The 17,986-nt window shown below is 73.1% G+C and carries 18 protein-coding genes; 5 read left to right on the top strand and 13 right to left on the bottom strand.

Annotated features, from left to right (window positions below; all coding sequences use genetic code 11):
• Positions 1-72: 72 nt before the first annotated feature.
• Together ASF35_RS04035 and ASF35_RS04030 are read right to left on the bottom strand one after the other, a co-directional pair.
• Entirely contained in the window at positions 73-1,176 is a 1,104-nt protein-coding gene (locus tag ASF35_RS04035; protein ID WP_235499103.1) for a S1 family peptidase, read from the bottom strand.
• Positions 1,177-1,357: 181 nt separating this feature from the next.
• Positions 1,358-2,347 (bottom strand): LysR family transcriptional regulator, encoded by a 990-nt coding sequence (locus ASF35_RS04030; protein WP_055963145.1) that lies wholly within the window; start codon positions 2,345-2,347, stop codon positions 1,358-1,360.
• A gap of 139 nt (positions 2,348-2,486) precedes the next feature.
• Here ASF35_RS04030 and ASF35_RS04025 point away from each other — a divergent pair, with 139 nt between their 5' ends.
• Positions 2,487-3,233 (top strand): DUF4328 domain-containing protein, encoded by a 747-nt coding sequence (locus ASF35_RS04025; RefSeq protein ID WP_055963142.1) that lies wholly within the window; start codon positions 2,487-2,489, stop codon positions 3,231-3,233.
• A 3-nt stretch (positions 3,234-3,236) separates the two neighbouring features.
• Here the strand turns inward: ASF35_RS04025 and recR are convergent, their stop codons facing one another.
• The 7 genes from recR to ASF35_RS03990 all read right to left on the bottom strand — a co-directional run bounded on the left by recR (position 3,237) and on the right by ASF35_RS03990 (position 12,116).
• Positions 3,237-3,836, bottom strand: coding sequence for a recombination mediator RecR (recR, locus tag ASF35_RS04020; protein WP_055963139.1), 600 nt, complete (start codon positions 3,834-3,836; stop codon positions 3,237-3,239).
• 91 nt (positions 3,837-3,927) lie between these two features.
• Positions 3,928-5,079, bottom strand: coding sequence for an acyl-CoA dehydrogenase family protein (locus ASF35_RS04015; RefSeq protein WP_055963136.1), 1,152 nt, complete (start codon positions 5,077-5,079; stop codon positions 3,928-3,930).
• Between the two features lie 101 nt (positions 5,080-5,180).
• Complete coding sequence (locus ASF35_RS04010; RefSeq protein ID WP_156367951.1) at positions 5,181-5,522, bottom strand: hypothetical protein; 342 nt, start codon at positions 5,520-5,522, stop codon at positions 5,181-5,183.
• A gap of 46 nt (positions 5,523-5,568) precedes the next feature.
• Positions 5,569-8,298, bottom strand: a complete 2,730-nt coding sequence (locus ASF35_RS04005) for a chorismate-binding protein (RefSeq protein ID WP_055963131.1) — start codon at positions 8,296-8,298, stop codon at positions 5,569-5,571.
• On the bottom strand, positions 8,279-10,381 hold the full coding sequence (locus tag ASF35_RS04000; RefSeq protein WP_235499102.1) for a DNA polymerase III subunit gamma and tau: 2,103 nt from the start codon (positions 10,379-10,381) through the stop codon (positions 8,279-8,281). The genes ASF35_RS04005 and ASF35_RS04000 overlap by 20 nt, the downstream gene beginning before the upstream one ends.
• Before the next feature lie 114 nt (positions 10,382-10,495).
• On the bottom strand, positions 10,496-11,083 hold the full coding sequence (locus ASF35_RS03995; RefSeq protein ID WP_055963124.1) for an LON peptidase substrate-binding domain-containing protein: 588 nt from the start codon (positions 11,081-11,083) through the stop codon (positions 10,496-10,498).
• Positions 11,084-11,102: 19 nt separating this feature from the next.
• Positions 11,103-12,116 (bottom strand): alpha/beta hydrolase, encoded by a 1,014-nt coding sequence (locus ASF35_RS03990; protein ID WP_055963121.1) that lies wholly within the window; start codon positions 12,114-12,116, stop codon positions 11,103-11,105.
• Positions 12,117-12,328: 212 nt separating this feature from the next.
• On the opposite strand from ASF35_RS03990, the gene ASF35_RS03985 reads away from it, so the two are divergent.
• Positions 12,329-13,261 carry an iron-containing redox enzyme family protein gene (locus tag ASF35_RS03985; RefSeq protein WP_055963118.1) on the top strand — a complete coding sequence of 311 codons (933 nt, stop codon included), beginning with the start codon at positions 12,329-12,331 and terminating at the stop codon, positions 13,259-13,261.
• Positions 13,258-13,473, top strand: a complete 216-nt coding sequence (locus ASF35_RS03980; protein WP_055963115.1) for a CDGSH iron-sulfur domain-containing protein — start codon at positions 13,258-13,260, stop codon at positions 13,471-13,473. Before ASF35_RS03985 ends, ASF35_RS03980 begins: the two co-directional genes overlap by 4 nt.
• Positions 13,474-13,497: 24 nt before the next feature.
• Here the strand turns inward: ASF35_RS03980 and ASF35_RS03975 are convergent, their stop codons facing one another.
• On the bottom strand, positions 13,498-14,682 hold the full coding sequence (locus tag ASF35_RS03975; protein WP_055963112.1) for a zinc-dependent alcohol dehydrogenase: 1,185 nt from the start codon (positions 14,680-14,682) through the stop codon (positions 13,498-13,500).
• Between the two features lie 147 nt (positions 14,683-14,829).
• Between ASF35_RS03975 and ASF35_RS17960 the strand changes: the two genes are divergently transcribed.
• Complete coding sequence (locus tag ASF35_RS17960) at positions 14,830-15,339, top strand: hypothetical protein (protein WP_055963110.1); 510 nt, start codon at positions 14,830-14,832, stop codon at positions 15,337-15,339.
• 46 nt (positions 15,340-15,385) lie between these two features.
• Here ASF35_RS17960 and ASF35_RS17955 read toward each other — a convergent pair whose 3' ends face one another.
• The 3 genes from ASF35_RS17955 to ASF35_RS03955 form a co-directional block, all read right to left on the bottom strand.
• On the bottom strand, positions 15,386-15,571 hold the full coding sequence (locus ASF35_RS17955; protein ID WP_055963107.1) for a hypothetical protein: 186 nt from the start codon (positions 15,569-15,571) through the stop codon (positions 15,386-15,388).
• Positions 15,572-15,646: 75 nt separating this feature from the next.
• Complete coding sequence (locus tag ASF35_RS03960; RefSeq protein WP_056556420.1) at positions 15,647-16,432, bottom strand: sigma-70 family RNA polymerase sigma factor; 786 nt, start codon at positions 16,430-16,432, stop codon at positions 15,647-15,649.
• A 75-nt stretch (positions 16,433-16,507) separates the two neighbouring features.
• A complete protein-coding gene (locus ASF35_RS03955) occupies positions 16,508-17,125 on the bottom strand; it encodes a class I SAM-dependent methyltransferase (protein WP_162239300.1) in 618 nt (205 codons plus the stop codon).
• Between the two features lie 166 nt (positions 17,126-17,291).
• Here ASF35_RS03955 and ASF35_RS03950 point away from each other — a divergent pair, with 166 nt between their 5' ends.
• Positions 17,292-17,948, top strand: coding sequence for a sigma-70 family RNA polymerase sigma factor (locus tag ASF35_RS03950; RefSeq protein WP_082495355.1), 657 nt, complete (start codon positions 17,292-17,294; stop codon positions 17,946-17,948).
• Positions 17,949-17,986: the final 38 nt, after the last annotated feature.

The raw sequence follows: 17,986 nt of genomic DNA, 5'->3' as shown, positions 1-17,986 counted from the left end.
CGACGAACGGCGCGGACCCGACACCTCCAGGGGAAGAGGGTGCCGGGTCCGCGCCGCGCGCGGTTCCTCCGGTCAGGAGGTCTTGAGGGTCAGGCCATAGGCGCTGAGGATCTCGTTGACGGGCTGGAAGTACGTCGTCCCGCCGACCGAGCAGTTGCCGGAGCCACCGGAGGTGACGCCCTGAGCCTGGTTGCCGGAGATGGCCGATCCGCCCGAGTCGCCCGGCTCGGCGCACGCGGTGGTGCGGATGAGCCCGGTCACCGAGCCCTCGGCGTAGTTCACCGTGGAGTTGCGGGCCTGGATGGTGCCGCAGCGCCAGCCGGTCGTGGAGCCGGAGCGGCAGATCGACGACCCGATCGCCGCGTTGGAGGATCCGCGGACGGCGACGCTGCCGCCGCTGTAGTTGTTCACGGTGCCGGTGATCGACGCCGACGAGCGGATGAACGCGTAGTCGTTGCCGGGGAAGCTCGAGCCGGCGAACGTGCCGCTCGGCGACGAGGTGGTGCTGCCCGTGGTGCCGCAGTGACCGGCGCTCACGAAGCCGCCCGTGACGGCGAAGCCGATGGAGCAGCGCGCGCCGCCGATGTAGTAGGCGTCGCCGCCCTGGTAGAGCGGCTGCGGACGCTCGGGAGCGGCCTCGGCCTGGAACGCCTCTGCCGGCACCCCGGCCTTCTCGGCGAACGTCTCGGCAGCGGCGACGTCCTGCGTCGGAAGGACGACCTTGTTGGACTCGGCGTCGACGTACCAGCCGGCCACGGTGTCGGGAGCTGCGCTCTTCTTCGCGTTGAGGTCCTTCATGTAGCCGTTCAGCTCCGACGACGAACGCTCGACGGTGCGCGCCTCGGCGCCCTTCGCGGTGACGGCGTCGGCGGCGGCGGCATCGGTCACCGCGACGACGAGGGTGCCCTTCTTCGCGTCGTACCAGGAGCCGGCGTAGTCGGCGCCGAGGCTCTTGACGAGCGACTTCTCGGCCTTGGAGGCCTGGGCCTCGTCGGCGATGCGGGCCTTGGCCTGCGACTCCGAGAGTCCGAGGTCGCGCTCCATCGCGCCGAGCATGCTGACCTTGGGCGGGGCGTCGTCGGGTGACGGCGCGGCGCTGGCCTGCTGGCCGAGCGCCGTGGCCAGCACGGCGGCGACGGCCAGGGAGCCGAAGAGGGTTCGCTTGGGAGTCTTCACGGTGGATCTCCTTCGTCGTGGCGGCACGCTGGGGTCGCCAGGGTGCAGCCGTCCTGCGGAACGGACGGCTCGCCGCCACGCCCCACGCTGTCGTCCGGAGACGGGTTCGCCTCCGCAGCCCCCCCGAGGGGTTGGCAAGAACGTACTGTCAGTTCAGCCCTGGAGGGTCATACCGGAAGAGTCATACCGCGGGGGTGATGCCCGGGTCGTGCTGCTCGCCGAAGCCCGGGTTCCGGCCCAACCAGTCGGCGTAGACCGCGCTGCGCGCGACGAGGTCGCCGTGCGCCATGCGGACGGTGAGCAGCAGCTCGTCGGCGAAGGCAGCGCCGACGGAGTCGGGTCGCCAGCCGACGAGGTGGCGCCAGCTCAGGGGCACTCCGGCGAGCGGCTTGGTCACCAGCCCCGGGAGGACCCGCGTGGGCTGGCACAGCGCCACGGCCGTGCCGGACGCCACGAGGTCGATGCAGCTGGCCGCGTCGGCGACGTAGAGGCTGCGCGGCGCGAAGCCCTCGCGCGCGCAGGCAGCCGCGAAGCACTCCTGGAAGCAGCCGTCGCCCGGGGTGGCGGCCCAGCCGGTGGTGGCGAGGTCGGCGAGCGCGACCTCGTCGACGTCCGCCAGCGGGTGGTCCTGCGGGAGCATCACGAACACGGGGTCCACCGAGAACGTGCGCCACACCTGGCCGCGCTCCCCCGGCGTGCTGTCGCCTCCGCAGATGCCGACCACGGCGAAGTCGAGGCGCCCGTCGTCGAGCTCACGGGCCAGCTCGTCGGCCGACCACGAGGCGGTCGTGGAGACCTCGAGGTCGGGGTGCCGCTCCTCCAGCCGCTGGATGAGGGGCGCGAGGATGGCCGGCGACGAGGAGCCGATGGACAGGTGCTCGGGGGTGCTCCGCCCCCGTTCGGGGTCGTTCAACCGGGTGGCGTCGTCGAGCAGACCGGTCATGGCGGGCAGCAGCATGCGGGCCCGGGCGATGACCAGCTCGCCCAGCGACGTGGGCCGCACGCCGCGGTGGTCGCGGTCGAACAACGGGCCGCCCAGGGCACGCTCGATGCGGCTCAGCTGCGCGGTGAGCGCGGGCTGCGCGACACCCAGCTCGGCGGCGGCCTTCGTGACGCTCCCGGCGTCGGCGATGGCACACACGACCTTGAGGTGTCGCAGCTCCAGCTCCACTCGGTGAGTCTACCGGCGCCGCGGCGATCGGCGTCCTCGGTGCAGGCGTGCCCGAAGTCGGACAAAGTCCTCTGTTCTCGCCTCAGGAGCGGGTCACCTGTCGTACGGTCGCCCCAGATCATCACGACCCGGGGGAACCATGACCGACTCACCGACGTACCCGCGCTACCCGTCGCAGGACGACGTCCCGGAGGGCGTCGCGCAGTCCGGCGCGACGGCTGCTCCCGGCCAGTCCGCTCCGCACCCCGCGGCGCCCACGGGGTACGCCCAGCCGCTCGGCCTGCTGACCGCACTCACCGTCGGCGTCGCCGCGCTCTACACCGCGTTGCTGCTGCCCCGCTTCTGGCTGGCGCAGGACGCCGTCGAGCGATGGGAGCGCCAGGAGGCGGACGGCGGTCTGGCCTGGGACCTGTGGACCCCGTACGAGCTGGTCGACGCCGCGAGCTTCCCCGTCCTGCTCGGCGCCTACGTCATCACGTGCCTGTGGTTGTGGCGCGTCCGATCCAACCTCGAGGTCCTGTCGCCGACGTCTCCCCACGCGCGGCGGCGCGGGTGGGTGTGGGGCGGATGGCTGGTGCCGATCGTCTCGTTGTGGTTCCCCTACCAGGTGGTGCGCGACGCCCTGCGGGTGCGATCCCACCGTCCCTCGTCCGGGGCCCGCGTGGGGTGGTGGTGGGGTGCCTTCCTGCTGGGCTGCCTCGCCACCGGTGTCGAGAGCGTGTTCGTCCCGGTCGACGAGATCGACACGGCGTCCATCCAGCACCTGCCGGCGTTCGCCGCCGCGACGACCGTGCTGTTCGTCGTCGCGTGCGCCCTGTGGATCCGCGTGGTGCGGGCGATCGCGGCCGACCAGGCCGAGCTCCTGGCAGGGACCGAGGCGCGCTGACGTTCAGCCGGCGATGGCGGTGCGGCCCTCGAAGGCGCGCCCGAGGGTGAGCTCGTCGGCGTACTCGAGGTCGCCGCCGACGGGCAGGCCGCTGGCGAGCTTGCTGACCCGCAGGCCGAGGGTGCTCAGCATGCGGATGAGGTAGGTGGCCGTGGCCTCGCCCTCGAGGTTCGGGTCGGTGGCGATGATGACCTCGGTGACGGCGCCGTCCTGCAGGCGGCCGAGCAGCTCACGGATGCGCAGCTGGTCGGGGCCGATGCCCGCGATGGGGCTGATCGCGCCGCCCAGCACGTGGTAGCGGCCGCGGAACTCGCGGGTGCGCTCGATGGCGACGACGTCCTTGCTCTCCTCCACGACGCACAGCACGGTGACGTCGCGGCGGGGGTCGGTGCAGATGCGGCACTCGACGTCGACCGTCACGTTGCCGCAGATCGCGCAGAAGTGGACCTTGTCCTTCACGTCGACCAGCACGGCCGCGAGGCGACGGACGTCCTCGGGGTCGGCGTCGAGGAGGTGGAAGGCGATCCGCTGGGCGCTCTTCGGACCGACCCCGGGCAGCTGCCCGAGCTCGTCGATGAGGTCCTGGATGACGCCGTCGTACACAAGGAGTGAGTCTAGGCGCCCCGGCGGCCGCGGGCCCGCTCGGCGCGCGGCCGGGCGTCGGCGAACAGGCGCCCTCGATCGGACGACCCGGTCAGACGAACGCGTTGATGCCCGTCTCGGACCGCCCGATCAGCAGCTTCTGCACCTGGCTGGTGCCCTCGTACAGGGTCATCACGCGAGCGTCGCGCAGGTACTTCTGCACGGGGTACTCGTCGATGAAGCCGTAGCCGCCGAACGCCTGCACGGCCAGGTTCGAGGCACGGACCGCGGCCTCGGACGCGAACAGCTTGGCCTTGGAGGCGGCGGTGCCGAACGGCTCCCCGCGCTGCATGAGGTCGGCGGCGCGCCAGGTGAGCAGCCGCGCGGCGTCGGCGTCGACGCTCATGTCGGCGATCATCTCCTGCACCAGCTGGAACGACGCGATCGGCCGGCCGAACTGCTCGCGCTCGCCGGTGTACTTCACGGTCTCCTCGAGGCAGCCCTGCACGATGCCGACGCAGCTCGCTGCGATCGTGACCCGGCCCTTGTCGAGCGTCTGCATGGCGATCTTGAAGCCCTTGCCCTCCTCGCCGAGCAGGGCGTCGGCCGGGACCCGCACGCCGTCGAAGGACAACGCCGCGGTGGCCTGGCCACGCAGGCCCAGCTTGCCCTTGACCTCGGTGGCCTCGAAGCCGGGCGTGTCGGTGGGCACGAGGAACGCCGACACGCCCCGCGGGCCGTCGTCGCTGGTGCGGGCGAAGACGAGGGCGACGTCGGCCCAGGTGCCGTTGGTGATGAAGATCTTGGAGCCGTCGATCACCCAGTCGTCGCCGTCGCGGCGGGCACGGGTGCGCAGGTTGCCGGCGTCGGAGCCGGTGCCGGGCTCGGTGAGGCCGAAGCAGCCGAGCGTCCGGCCGGCGGCGATGTCGGGCAGCCAGCGCTGCTTCTGCTCCTCGGTGCCGTGCTGCAGGACGGACGTGCCGAACAGGCCCGACGACACCGAGACGATGCCGCGGATGGCCGAGTCGGCCCGGCCCAGCTCCTCGGCCGCGAGCACGTAGGTGACGTAGTCGCCGCCGACCCCGCCGTACTCCTCGGGGATGGTGAGACCGAAGAAGCCGATCTCGCCGAGCTTGGGGATGATCGCGAGGTCCACGGACTCGGCGCGGTCCCACGCGGCACGGTGCGGCACGACCTCGCGGTCGAGGAAGTCACGTGCCAGGGCGCGGAAGCTCGCCTGCTCGTCGGTGAGGGTCAGGTCCATGCGACCGATGCTGCCACGCAGTTGACGCGTCGGCTGGCGTGCGGGTCGGCGAGAACGACACCACTCGGCAAGTCCGTCGACCCCACACGGGTGGACCGACCTCAATCGCCAATCCAGTGGAGTGCGGAACCGGGACGCCGGGAGCACTCCTCCGCCAGGGTCCGGAGACGCAGAAGTCCTCTTCGCTCCGGCCCGTCGGTCGCCAGAGCCGTCGCTCGAACGCACTCGCTGATCACCTTTGCCATCACGCCGGACGGGGTCACCGTGGTGCCGTATGGATCGAGCGACTCAAGGACCGGCAGACCGTCTTTCGCCTCGTTGTACGGATACCTATCGATGAACCGGTCGAAGTCTCCGGCGGCGTCGAAGATGCCACCCGATGGGTCGGGCAGCCCAGCGACCACATCGCCGGTCTCGTCGCGCAGTTCGACGTAGATACCCACGCACACCATTGTCCCGGAGGGCGCGGTTCACGCCTGCGCAGCTGTCTCAGGACCGTTGTGACAGGAAGGTGGCGAGGAGGTCGTGGCCGCGGGTGGTGAGGATCGACTCGGGGTGCCACTGCACGCCCTCGACGGGGTGGGAGGTGTGGCGCAGGCCCATGACCACGCCGGAGGCGGTGCGGCTGGTGACGACCAGCTCGGGCGGAAGGCTCGCCTCCTCGGCCACGAGGGAGTGGTAGCGCGCCACGGTGAGCGGCGAGGGCAGGCCCGTGTGCACGCCCAGCCCGTCGTGGTGGACGAGCGACGGCTTCCCGTGCACCACCTCGGCGGCGCGTACCACCCGCCCTCCGTAGGCCTCGGTGATCGCCTGGTGCCCCAGGCACACCCCGAGCAGCGGCGTGGTGGGGCCGAGCCGGCGCACCACGTCGACGCTGATCCCCGCGTCGGCCGGCGCCCCCGGACCGGGCGAGAGCACCACGTGCGTGAGGTCCCCGGCCTCACGGGCGTCCACCAGCTCCTCGACGGTGACCGCGTCGTTGCGCACCACCTGCGCGTCGGCGCCGAGCTCGCGCACGTACTGGACGAGGTTGAAGACGAAGGAGTCGTAGTTGTCGACGAACAGCACCCGCGCGCGGGTGCCCCGTCGGGGTGCGAGCGGCCGCTCCTGCTGCGCCGGAACGCCGGCGGACAGGTCCTCGGCGACCCGCCGGGTCACCGGACCGGGCGCCTCCCAGGCGCCGACGCCGACGACCTCACGCACGGGGACCGCCCCGCGCAGCGCGTTGGTGACGAAGACCTCCGACGCGGCGGCCAGGTCGGTGGTGGTGAGCCGGCGCTGGTGGAGCGGGACACCTGCGGCGAGCAGCGCGTCGACCACCCGGGCCCGCTGGGTGCCCGGCAGCACGCGCCCGTCGAGCGGCGGCGTGTGCACCCCGTCGTCGAGGACGCAGAAGACGTTGGTGCGCCCGCCCTCGAGGACGGAGCCGTCGACGTCGAGCACCAGCACGTCGTCGGCAGCCTCGCGCGAGGGGGCGGCGGAGAGGTCGAGGGGTCCGCGGTCGACCCACTTGTCGGCTCCCCAGCCGCCCGGCACGACCACGGGCGACAGGCACCAGGTGGCGGGCGCCTCGACGAGGGGGGCATCGACCATGCGGACGCCCACCGGCACCGGGTCCTCACCGACCCGCTCGGGCTCGGCCGGGACGGCCTCGATCCGCAGCCGGTGCCGCCCGGCGCCCAGGGTCGCTGCCCGCCGGGCGACCGCGTCGTCGAGACCCTCGCGCACGGTGGTGCCGTAGACGGCGCGCACGCTCGCGTCGAGCCGCGCCAGGTGCGCCTCGACGTCGACCGCGCGACCGTCGCGGACGAGGACGGTGGTGAACACGCCGCGGCGTGCGTCGGCGGCCGACCCGACCGAGCCGTGCACGGGCGTGGGCCGGGGACCGACCGCGGGAGCCACGTCGTCGGTGAGGGTGCCTCCGATCGCCGCAACCACCGGCGCGGCCTTCACGAACACCTCGGCCAGCTCCGCCGCCGGCTCGGAGTCGGCGACGATCCCCCCGCCGACGCCGAGCCACGCGCGACCTTCGGCCACCTCGACGGTGCGGATGACCACGTTGGTCTCCAGACCTGCCAGGGGGCTGAGGTGCCCGATGGCGCCGGTGTACGCCTCGCGGCCGGTGACCTCCAGCGCGGCGGCCACCTCCATGGCCCGGACCTTCGGGGCACCGGTGACCGATCCCGGAGGGAAGGTGGCTCGCAGCAGCTCGGCGTCGCCGACGCCGGGGGCGAGACGACCGACGACGTCGGACACCAGCTGCCACACCGCATGCCGCTCAGGACGCACCAGGGCGGGGACCCGCACGCTGCCCGGGGCGCTCACCCGGCCGAGGTCGTTGCGCATGAGGTCGACGATCATGACGTTCTCGGCGCGGTCCTTGGCCGAGGCCACGAGCGCTCCGACCGTGGCGGCGTCCTCGCGCGCGTCGAGACCCAGCGGCGCCGTCCCCTTGATGGGCGAGGTGAGCACCTCCTGGCCGGTGCGCCGCAGGAACAGCTCGGGCGAGAAGGACAGGACGGCACCGTCCGGGCTCTCGACGTAGGCGCCGTAGGCGGGTCGGAGCCGTTCGGCGCCGGCACAGAAGACGTCGAGCGGATCGCCCTCGAACGAGGCCTCCAGCCGGGCGCACAGGTTCACCTGGAACAGGTCGCCCGCGTGCACGTGCTCGACGGCGCGCGCCACGGCGGCCTCGTGCTCGACGGGCGACGGCGTGAGCGTGAACGCGCCCAGCCGGTGCTCCCGCGAGGGCGGGGGCGGTCCGTCGAGCAGGTCCAGCACCGGTGCGACGTCGGCGTCGCCCAGCCACTCGAGCCACCACGTGCCGCGGGTGCGCCGCAGCACCCAGGCGTAGAACGCCAGCTGGGCGTCGGGACGCGGCACGGGGCGCGACCTCGGCTCCGGGACTTGCTCCACGCGGCCACCCAACCGGTAGCCCCACAGGCCGATCCACCCACCGCCGAACCCGGCACCGGCGTCGTCGACGACGACCGGGAGGGGCAGGTCGAACGGGTCGTCGACGTCGGGGTCGAGCACACGGACCGGGTCGCACGCGACGAGCGCGTCGCCCTGGTGCCACGAGCCGACCAGACCCACGAGCCGGTCGCGGCCGCGCAGTCGCCGCAGCACCGCGAGGGGGTCGTCGTCGAGGTCGAGCCGGCGGCGACGTGCCACCAGGGCGGATCCGTCGGCGGCACCGTCAGCCGTGGTCGATCTCATCGATCACCCGGGCACCCAGCTCCCGGCTGAGCAGCTGCTCGGGATCGGTGCCCTGGTCGACCACCGGGTCGTCGGGGTGGGCGGACGCGTCGGGGTCCTCCGGCGGGGCCATCGAGGCCGGCTCGCGCATGGCCTGGCGCACCGACTCCGGTGCGCCCACCCCGCGGCCGGCGTCGCCACCGGTGGCCGGAGCGGCCTGGGCCGGCGGCGTGGGAGCCGCAGCCTGGGGCGATGCCGGCGCGGGGTTGCTCGCCGCCCGCGGGTCGGCTGAGGGGTCGACGATGGCGTCGATCCGCCACTGCACCCCGATCACCTGCTGCAGCGCCTTCTGCACGTACTCGGCGGAGCCGCTGGCCATGAAGGAGTCGCGGGCGCCGCTGTTGACCAGGGCGATGGTGAGGGTGGTCCCGTCGAGCGCCTGCACCTGTGCGTTCTGGCTGAGCATGATCCAGGTGAACCGGCGCAGGCCCTTGACCACCTCGAGGATCTCGGGCCAGAGCCGACGCACGTCGGCCACGCTCATCCCCCCGGCAGGTGCCGAGGCCGGCTGGGCCTCGGCGGCGGCCGGCTCGGGCTCGCGGGTCGGAGGCTGCGACGGGGCCGGCTGGGTCGCGGCCGGAGCCGCCTGCTCGGGCGCCGGGCGATGGGGCGCCTCCTGCGACGGCTGCGGCGTCGACGGCGGGGGTGGCTGGTGATCCGGCTCCGGCGGCTCCTCGACGTCCCAGGGCGGCGCGTCGTCGACGGGGGGCCGGGCCGGGTCGGGGGCGGGCGTCTGCCGGGCAGGGGCGCCCTGTGCCGGAGCAGCCTGCGTGGGGCCGAGCTGGGCAGGTGCAGGCTGGGCAGGTGCAGGGGCGGCCGCGCTCGGCTGGGCGTCGGCCGGGGCGTCGGCTCCCGTGGCGGCCGACGCGGCGGGGACCCCGCCCATGGAGAGTCGCTTCTCGAGCCGGTCGACGCGGGCCACGACCCCTGAGGCGTCGGAGGCCGGCACGAGGATGCGGGCGCACATCAGCTCGAGCAGCAGCCGAGGAGCGGTGGCACCGCGGAACTCGGTGAGCGCCGCGTTGACGAGGTCGGCCATGCGGGTCAGGTCGGCCGGGCCGAACGACGTGGCCTGGCTCTGCAGCCGCTCGGCGCGGTCGCCGGGGACGTCGAGCAGACCGGTGGCCAGCGCGTCGGGCACGGCGCGCAGCACCACGAGGTCGCGCAGGCGCTGCAGCAGGTCCTCGGCGAAGCGCCGCGGGTCCTGACCGGACTCGATGATCTTGTCGACGACGCCGAACACGGTGCTCCCGTCACCCGCGCCGAACGCTGCGACGGCCTCGTCGAGCAACGAGTCGGGGGTGTAGCCGAGCAGCTGGACGGCGAGGTCGTAGGTGACGCCCTCGGGCCCGGCGCCGCCGAGGAGCTGGTCGAGCACGCTCAGCGTGTCGCGCACGGAGCCGGCGCCGGCGCGCACCACGAGCGGCAGGGCCGCCGGCTCGAGCCGCACGCCCTCGGTCTCGCTCAGCTGGTTCAGGTAGTCGCCCAGCGCCTTGGGCGGCACGAGCCGGAAGGGGTAGTGGTGGGTGCGCGACCGGATGGTGCCGATGACCTTGTCGGGCTCGGTGGTGGCGAAGATGAACTTGAGGTGCGGCGGCGGCTCCTCGACCAGCTTGAGCAGCGCGTTGAAGCCCTGCGGGCTCACCATGTGCGCCTCGTCGATGATGTAGACCTTGTAGCGGCTGCTGATGGGCGCGAAGAAGGCCCGCTCGCGCAGGTCGCGGGCGTCGTCGACGCCACCGTGGCTGGCGGCGTCGATCTCGATGACGTCGACGCTGCCCGGCCCGCCCCGGGCGAGGTCGCGGCAGCTCTGGCACTCGCCGCAGGGGTCCGAGACCGGCGCCTGCTCGCAGTTGAGTGCTCGGGCGAGGATGCGGGCGCTGGTGGTCTTGCCGCAGCCTCGAGGCCCGGAGAACAGGTAGGCGTGGTTGACCCGGTTGGCCGCGAGCGCGTGCCGCAACGGGTCGGTGACGTGCTCCTGACCGATCACCTCGGCGAACGTCTCGGGACGGTACCGGCGGTAGAGGGCGAGAGGGGCATCCACGCGCCTGAGCCTAGGACATGGCGCCCACATCGCCGAGGCCGTCGTGGAGGGTCCCGGCGGACCCGGTGCGCGCCCGACTCCCTGTGTCGCCCGAACGACGTCGAGAGGCAGGCCCTAGCTGCCTGGGCCGAAGGCCTCGTGCATCTGGACCGCCTGGTCGTAGGCGTCGTCGACGGCGGAGAGGAGCTGACGGGCGCGGGTGGAGCGCAGCAGCGCGAGCCGGTCGTAGGGACCGAGCGGGCAGGCGTCCGCGAGGTGCCAGCAGGCGGCGAGCAGACCGTGCGGAGGCGGTTCCGGCGCCATGATGCCCAGACGCAGCGACGCGGCGACCGCACGGTCGTGCACGGCGGCCACCTCGGCGCGGTCGACGTCGGGCACCAGGTCGGGGAGGTCGCGCACCCGGGCCCGCGGGTACGGGTCCTCGGGAAGCCAGCCCTCCACCTCGACGCGGCGTCCGCCCTGCACCACCATGCCGACGTCGGACTCTCGCGGCTCGGCCTGGACGATGCGCCCGACCGTGGCCGTGGAGAACCGCGCGTCCCCGCCGCCGGCCTCGTGGCCGCGCTCGATGAGGACGAAGCCGATCTCGGGCTCCTCGGCCTGCAGCACGTCCTGCAGCATCTCCAGGTAGCGCGGCTCGAACAGCCGCAGCGGCAGCAGCCCGCCCGGCAGCAGCACGGTGCCGAGCGGGAACATCGGCATGGCACTCACGGGGACAGGTCTACCCCACCGGGGCGTCCCCCGCAGACGACACGATCGCGGTGGCTCGCAGCCAGGCGTCGACGGCGTCGTAGGCGGCCTCCCGCGGCTCCTTCAGCGAGAGGAAGACGTCGTGGCGGGCGTCGGGGATCGGCAACGACGTCACGGCGTCGCCGAGGCAGCCGACCCACCGAGCGATCTGCTTGACGTCGAGCACCGCGTCGGCGCGGTCGACCTGCTCGCTCCACGAGCGGGCGAACCGGGTCTTGTCCGAGCGCAGCACCAGCGACGGCACGCCGACGTCGAGGCCGCGGTGCAGACGCGCGTGTCCGGCCCGGACCGCACCGAGCCACCCGTAGGTGACGCGGAAGCCGTCGAGCGGCTTGAGCACGGTGTCGTAGTCCCACTCGCCGTGTCCGCTGACGTGCAGGCTGCTGCCGTACGCGTCGGTCGGCGGCAGCTTCATCACGTCGAACGGCTTGATCCGTCCGACGCCACGGATGGCGAGCGTGCCCACCGTCCGCATCCACGGCTTGCCCTGCAGGTCGAACCATGGGCTGTTGAGCACCAGCCCGCTGATGCCCGCGCCGCGCGAGCCCCCGGTACGCTGGTTGAGACGGTGGAGCCACAGCGGCAGCACGAGCCCTCCCGTGGAGTGGCCCGACAGCAGCACCGGACCCCCGGGCACCTCCTCGCGCACCACGGCCAGAGCACGGTCCAGCTCGGCGTCGTAGAGGGCGAGGTCGGTGACGTGGTGAGCCGTCTGGCCCTCCCGACGCGAGCGGCCGCACTTGCGCAGGTCGAGGGCGTAGAACGCGAAGCCCCGGTCGACGAAGAACTCCGCGAGCTCCTTCTGGAAGAAGTAGTCGCTGAACCCGTGGACGTAGAGGACGGCTCGCTCCGCGGGCACGGATCCGGTCCAGGTGCGTCGCACGAGCGTGGCGAACACCTCGCCCTGGCCGTCGGGGTCGTCGCCCAGCTCGAACGTGCGCTGCTCGTAGCCCTCGCCCAGCATGTCGGGCTGCCAGTCGCTCATCGTGCCTCCTCGGGGTCCGAGGAGACTCTAGAGGACCGGGCCCACCCCAGAGGCGTCGTTCGTCGAGGCCGGCTGTGCGGAACAGGGGCGGCGCGGCCCGGCCCCGCACTGCGTGAGGCGGGCCGGGACCGCGTCACCCACCTCTCACGTACCCGGCGAGCACGGAGTCAAACCTCACGTGTCGCGGCACCTACCCGGGGTACGTCAGGGTCATGAGGATCCCCACGCCGTGCGGCCCGGTCAGCCAGGCCGTGCACGACCACCTGACGATGCTGCGCCCGCTCCCCGACCTCCTGGACGCACCGGCACCGACCACCCGTGACCACGCCCTAGCGCTCTGGACGCTGTACGAGCTCGCGTACCGCGGCTTCGACGGCGTCGACCCCGACCTGGAGTGGTCGCCGGAGGTGCTGAGGCTGCGCAACCGTCTGGGTCGTGACCTCGAGGCCTGGCTGCGCGAGGCGTTCGCGGCCTCCACCGGCCCCCGCGACCTCGCCGGCCTCGTCGAGGCCGACGGCGACGTCCCCGGCGTCGCCCGATTCGTCCGCGAGAGCGCCGACGCCGACGACGTCCGGCGCATCCTCGTCCAGCGCAGCATCTACCACCTCAAGGAGGCCGACCCGCAGTGCTTCGTGCTCCCGCGGCTCGGCAACGCCGCGAAGGCCGGGCTGGCCGAGCTGCAGTACGACGAGCTCGGCGACGGGCAGGCGGACCGGCTGCACGCGCACCTGTTCGAGCAGGCGATGGAGGCGGCGGGGCTCGACCCGACCTACGGCGCCTACGTCGACGACGCGTCCGAGGAGACGTTGACGCTCAGCAACGCGATGTCGCTGCTGTGCCTGCACCGACGCCTGCGGCACGCGGCCCTGGGCCACCTGGCGGCCTTCGAGGCCACCAGCTCGCTCCCGAGCGCCGACATGGTGCACGGCCTGCGCCGTCTCGGCTTCGACGAGACGGTCGCGCTCTACTACGACGAGCACGTCGAGGCGGACGCGGTGCACGAGCACCTGGCCCGCACGCTCTGCGAGCTCGAGACCGGTGGGGACCCGCAGCTCGAGGACGAGGTCGGGTTCGGCGCCTTCGTGTGCGTCTTCGTCGAGGAGCGCTGCGCCGTCGACCTCCTCGGTGCGCCGGTGCCGGCATGAGCGACCGCAGGGAGGCGATGATCCGCGGGGCGCAGGCCGGCCCTCGCCTGGTGCGCGGCCTCGGCTTCGTCGTGGCGCCCGACGGGACGGCGGTGCAGGCCCAGCGGCCGGTGGTCGCCCTGTGCCGCTGCGACGCCACGGCGCGCGGCCCCTGGTGCGACGGGACGCACAAGCTGATCGCCCGACGTGCCGCGGCCGGCCCCCACCCGTGAGGGGGAGCCGGCCGCGCGCGTCCCTCAGAGGCTGGGGTCGAAGACGACCTTGACGGCGCCGTCGTCCTTGCGCTGGAAGATGTCGTACGCGCGCGGCGCGTCCTCCAGCGACAACCGGTGGGTGGCGAAGGACTCGAGGCCCAGCGGGTCGTCGGCGCGCTCCGCGAGCGGCATCAGGTCGTCGACCCACCTCTTCACGTTGGCCTGTCCCATCCGCAGCGTCACCTGGCGGTCGAAGAGCTGCTGCATGGGCATCGGGTCGTGCGTGCCCGTGTAGACGCCCGACAGCGAGACCGTGCCGCCGCGGCGCACCAGCTGGGTGGACAGGTGCAGCGCGGCCAGCCGGTCGACGCTGGCCGAGGTCATGGCCTGCTTCGCCAGGCCGTCCGGAAGGAGGCCGACGGCCTTCTGCAGGGCCGACGGAGCCGGCGATCCGTGCGCCTCCATGCCGACGGCGTCGATCACGCCGTCCGCGCCACGACCCGACGTGAGCTCGAAGACCGTCTGCACCACGTCGTCGTCCTCCACGTGCAGGGTCTCGACGCCCCGCTCGCGGGCGCGCTCGAGCCGCTCGGGCACCAGGTCGATGCCGATGACCCGGATGCCCTGGTGCAGCGCGAGACGGGCGGCCATGTCGCCGATCGGGCCGAGGCCGACGACGGCGAGCGTGTCGCCCTCGTGCACGTCGGCGTACCGGACGGCCTGCCACGCCGTGGGCATCACGTCGGACAGGTAGACGTAGCGCTCGTCGGGCAGGTCGGGACCCACCTTGATGGCGCCGTAGTCCGCGTGCGGCACGCGCAGGTACTCGGCCTGACCGCCAGGAACGCTGCCGTACAGCTCGCTGTAGCCGAACAGGGCTGCTCCCGTGCCGTGCGAGCGCACCTGCGTGGTCTCGCACTGCGTCTGCAGCCCCTTGCGACACATGAAGCAGTCGCCGCAGGCGATCTGGAACGGCACCACCACGCGGTCGCCGACGGCGAGGTTCGTGATGCCGGCGCCGACCTCCACCACCTCGCCCATCGTCTCGTGACCCAGGACGTCACCGGTGTTCATGAAGGGACCCATCACCTCGTACAGGTGCAGGTCGGAGCCGCACAGGCCGGTCCTCGTCACCTTCAGCACGACGTCGCCCGGATCCTCGATGCGAGGGTCCGGCACGTCGTGCACCTGGATGTCGCGTCGGCCCTGCCACGTCACTGCTCTCACGGTCGTCCTCCTTGCGTCGGTGGTGGTCCTCCGACGCGTACCCGCCGGGCGCGAGACCATGCGTGGCATGGCCCGACCGGGAGCGGGTACATGCTGGGCACAGACCTCGACCACGAGCGGGACAACGCCCGCCCCGAAGGAGCACCCATGCCCTCCCCCATCTCCGCGATCGTGCCGGGCGGCTCGCCGATCGCGCACCACGTGCACACGCACCTCGCCGGCTCGGCCGCAGGCATCGACCTGTTCGACCGCAGCGCCGACGCGCAGCTCGATCCCGACATCGGGAACACGGTGCGCGAGATCCACGGCGAGCTCGTGGACGAGCGACGCCGGTTGCGCCGCATGGCCGACGACCTCGGTGTCGGCGAGTCCAAGGCGCTCACGCTCGCCGCCCAGGCCGGCGAGCGGCTCGGACGCCTGAAGCCCAACGGCTCCCTGACGCAGCGGACCGACATGACCGACCTCGTCGAGCTCGAGGCGATGCGCACGGCCGTCGCGGGCAAGCGCGCCGGGTGGCAGGCGCTGCTGTCGGTCGTCGACGTGCACCCGGCGCTGGACCGCGCGGAGCTGGAGGACCTCGTGGCCCAGGCCGAGTCGCAGCAGGACCGGCTCGAGCAGGCTCACACCCAGGCAGCGGCCCGGGCGCTCGTGCGCTGACCGGCGGCCGGGTGGGTGTCCGCCCTCCCCGGCCGCCCCGTCCAGGTCAGGACGACGCGTCGTCGCCCTCCTCGCCACCGTCCTCGTCGTCCTCCAGCTCGGAGGCGTCGAGCGACGGCTCCGTCGGGGGAAGGTCGGCGTCGGGCTCGGTGTCGGGCGACGTCGCGGGGTCGACCGGTGCGTGGTCGTTGGTCCCGGGACCGGACTGGGGGCTGCTTCCGAAGGTGCTCATGTCCCAGGACTACCCGCGATCGGCCTGCCTCACACCTCGACGACGCACCGACGAACCCGGCGCCTCGCCGAGGGGTCAGCCGTCGAGCGGTCCGATGCGCTCGCGCACCCGCTGCAGCACCGCCGTCAACCGGCGCGAGACCTGCATCTGCGAGACCCCGAGCTCAGCGCCGATGTCGCGCTGAGTGCGGTCCTCGACGAAGCGCATGTGCAGCAGCCGACGGTCCTGCTCGTCGAGGGAGCGCAGCGCCGGCATCGCCGTCTGGAGCCGCTCGACCGCCTCGTGCCCGGGATCGAGCGCTCCGATCCGCTCGTGCGCGAAGGTGCCGTCGGCGGGCGACGGCACGTCGAGTGACCGGGGCGCGAAGGCGTCGTGCGCGGCGTCGGCCTCGCGGACCTCGGCCACGCCGATCCCGAGGCGCTCGGCGACGTCCTCGGCGCTCGGCTCGTGCGTGCCGGTGCTGCGCAGCTCGTCCCGGGCGGCCGTCACCGACATCTGCAGCTCCTGGAGCGAGCGCACCGGCCGGATGGTCCAGCCGCGGTCACGGAAGTGTCGTCGCAGCTCGCCCAGGACCGTGGGCACGGCGTAGGCGGCGAAGGAGCGGCGTTCGGGGTCGAAGCGGCGGATCGCCTTCACGAGGCCGAGGCGCGCCACCTGGTCGAGGTCGTCGTCGGCGATGCCGCGGCCGCGGTAACGGCGCGCCAGGCGGCCGGCCATGGGGATGTAGTCGGACACGACATCGTTCTGCAGCTCGCGACGTCGGTCGGCGGGCGCCTCGGCCGCTCGTCGCAGCCGCTCACCAGTGGCGACGTCGGGATCCTGGACCGCGCTGGCGGTGGGGGCGGGGAGGGTGGTGGTCATGCACATGCCTCTCGTCGAACGAGATCGGCTGCTGACTCAACCTGTCCCCCACGGAACCACGGTTCGGGAGGTCGTTCAACTCGAACGGGTCGTGGGCGCCACGAGCGCCACCACGCCGCTCGATCCCTCCTGCCCCTCCTCGCGCACCTCGACCACCTCGAGGCCCACCCAGGTGAAGGGCCGTTCCAGCAGCTCCACCTGCTCCCGGCTGCCGAGCTGGAGGAGGAGCCGTCCGGTCGGCTCCAGGTGCTTGGCCGCCACCCGGACGCATCGGCGGGCCACCTCGAGTCCGTCGATCCCGCCGTCGATCGCCCAGAGCGGGTCGGCGGGATGCTCACCCACCCGCTGCGTCGGCACCCACGGCGGATCCGCGACCACGAGGACGAACCGCTCGTGCTCACCGAGCACGGCGTCGAACTGACCTTCGCGGACCTCCACGTCCTCGGTCACGCGCTCGGCGTTCACGCGAGCGAGCTCACAGGCTCGGGGAGCCGCGTCGACCATCACCAGTCGGCGTCCGGTGTCGTGGACCGCCGCGAGGCCGATCTGGCCGGCCCCGGAGCACAGCTCGAGCACGTCACCCTCGGGAAGGGAGGTCAGCAGCTCGGCCGCCCATCGCGACTGGGCGTACGTCCATGGTCGCGGCAGCAGCACGGTGTCGTCGACGTCGATCGACAGGGGACCGAACGGCACGGTCCGCACGGTCGGGGCGGGGGCAGTCTGTCCTGGGGAGTCCACGTGCGGGACGTACCCGGAGCCGGGCACCTGAATCCTGCCGGGGTTGCGGATCGTCGACGCCCGGGTCAGGCTGGAAGCAGGTTGAGCAGCAGCCGTCGTCGCCCCGACTCGGGAGGTCGACATGGTTCAGACCATGCGCACGGGCTCGCTCATCCAGGATCATCTGCCACTCGCGGCACATCTGGCTCGCCTCTACCGCGGCCGCGGCGTCGAGGACGACGACCTGCTCCAGGTCGCCCGCCTCGCGCTCGTCAAGGCGGCGGAGCGCTTCGACGCCGACCGCGGAGACTTCGCGCCGTACGCGGCCAGCACCATCCGCGGCGAGATCAAGCGGTACTTCCGCGACCACGCCTGGAGCGTGCGCCCACCACGTCGTCTCCAGGAGCTGCAGGCGCGCATTGCGGCGGAGACCTCCGTCGGCGGATCCTGGACCGACCGTCCCGAGGCGATCGCCGCACAGCTCGGCGCCACGGTGGCCGAGGTGCGCGAGGCGCTCGCCGCCGGCGGCTGCTTCACGGCCGACTCGCTGGACGACGGCATCGGAGCGGCGGCCCTCACGGAGGACGGGTACGCCCGGGTCGACGCCTGGCTCACGGTCCGGTCGTTGCGCACCACGCTGACCGACGACGAGCGACGCCTGCTCGCGTGGCGCTTCGTCGACGAGCTGCCCCAGCGCGAGATCGCGACCCGGCTCGGCATCAGCCAGATGCAGGTCTCACGTCGTCTGTCGACTCTGCTGGCGCGGCTGCGTCGCGAGGTGGGTGACGTCGCGGCCTGACCTCGCCCGCACCGAGGTCGGCGGTCCCTGAGGTCGCG

It is taken from the genome of Aeromicrobium sp. Leaf291, assembly GCF_001423365.1.
Classification (GTDB): domain Bacteria; phylum Actinomycetota; class Actinomycetes; order Propionibacteriales; family Nocardioidaceae; genus Aeromicrobium.
Note: the sequence above shows the minus strand (reverse complement) of the source record. Positions and strands in the feature narration are given on the sequence as shown.

Bases quoted from the DNA above. Each gene is read 5' to 3' on its own strand.
- ASF35_RS04025 (WP_055963142.1), top strand. From the start codon at position 2,487: ATGACCGACTCACCGACGTACCCGCGCTACCCGTCGCAGGACGACGTC.
- ASF35_RS04015 (WP_055963136.1), bottom strand. From the start codon at position 5,079: ATGGACCTGACCCTCACCGACGAGCAGGCGAGCTTCCGCGCCCTGGCA.
- ASF35_RS04005 (WP_055963131.1), bottom strand. From the start codon at position 8,298: ATGAGATCGACCACGGCTGACGGTGCCGCCGACGGATCCGCCCTGGTG.
- ASF35_RS03995 (WP_055963124.1), bottom strand. From the start codon at position 11,083: ATGCCGATGTTCCCGCTCGGCACCGTGCTGCTGCCGGGCGGGCTGCTG.
- ASF35_RS03990 (WP_055963121.1), bottom strand. From the start codon at position 12,116: ATGAGCGACTGGCAGCCCGACATGCTGGGCGAGGGCTACGAGCAGCGC.
- ASF35_RS03985 (WP_055963118.1), top strand. From the start codon at position 12,329: ATGAGGATCCCCACGCCGTGCGGCCCGGTCAGCCAGGCCGTGCACGAC.
- ASF35_RS03980 (WP_055963115.1), top strand. From the start codon at position 13,258: ATGAGCGACCGCAGGGAGGCGATGATCCGCGGGGCGCAGGCCGGCCCT.
- ASF35_RS17960 (WP_055963110.1), top strand. From the start codon at position 14,830: ATGCCCTCCCCCATCTCCGCGATCGTGCCGGGCGGCTCGCCGATCGCG.
- ASF35_RS17955 (WP_055963107.1), bottom strand. From the start codon at position 15,571: ATGAGCACCTTCGGAAGCAGCCCCCAGTCCGGTCCCGGGACCAACGAC.
- ASF35_RS03960 (WP_056556420.1), bottom strand. From the start codon at position 16,432: ATGACCACCACCCTCCCCGCCCCCACCGCCAGCGCGGTCCAGGATCCC.
- ASF35_RS03950 (WP_082495355.1), top strand. From the start codon at position 17,292: ATGGTTCAGACCATGCGCACGGGCTCGCTCATCCAGGATCATCTGCCA.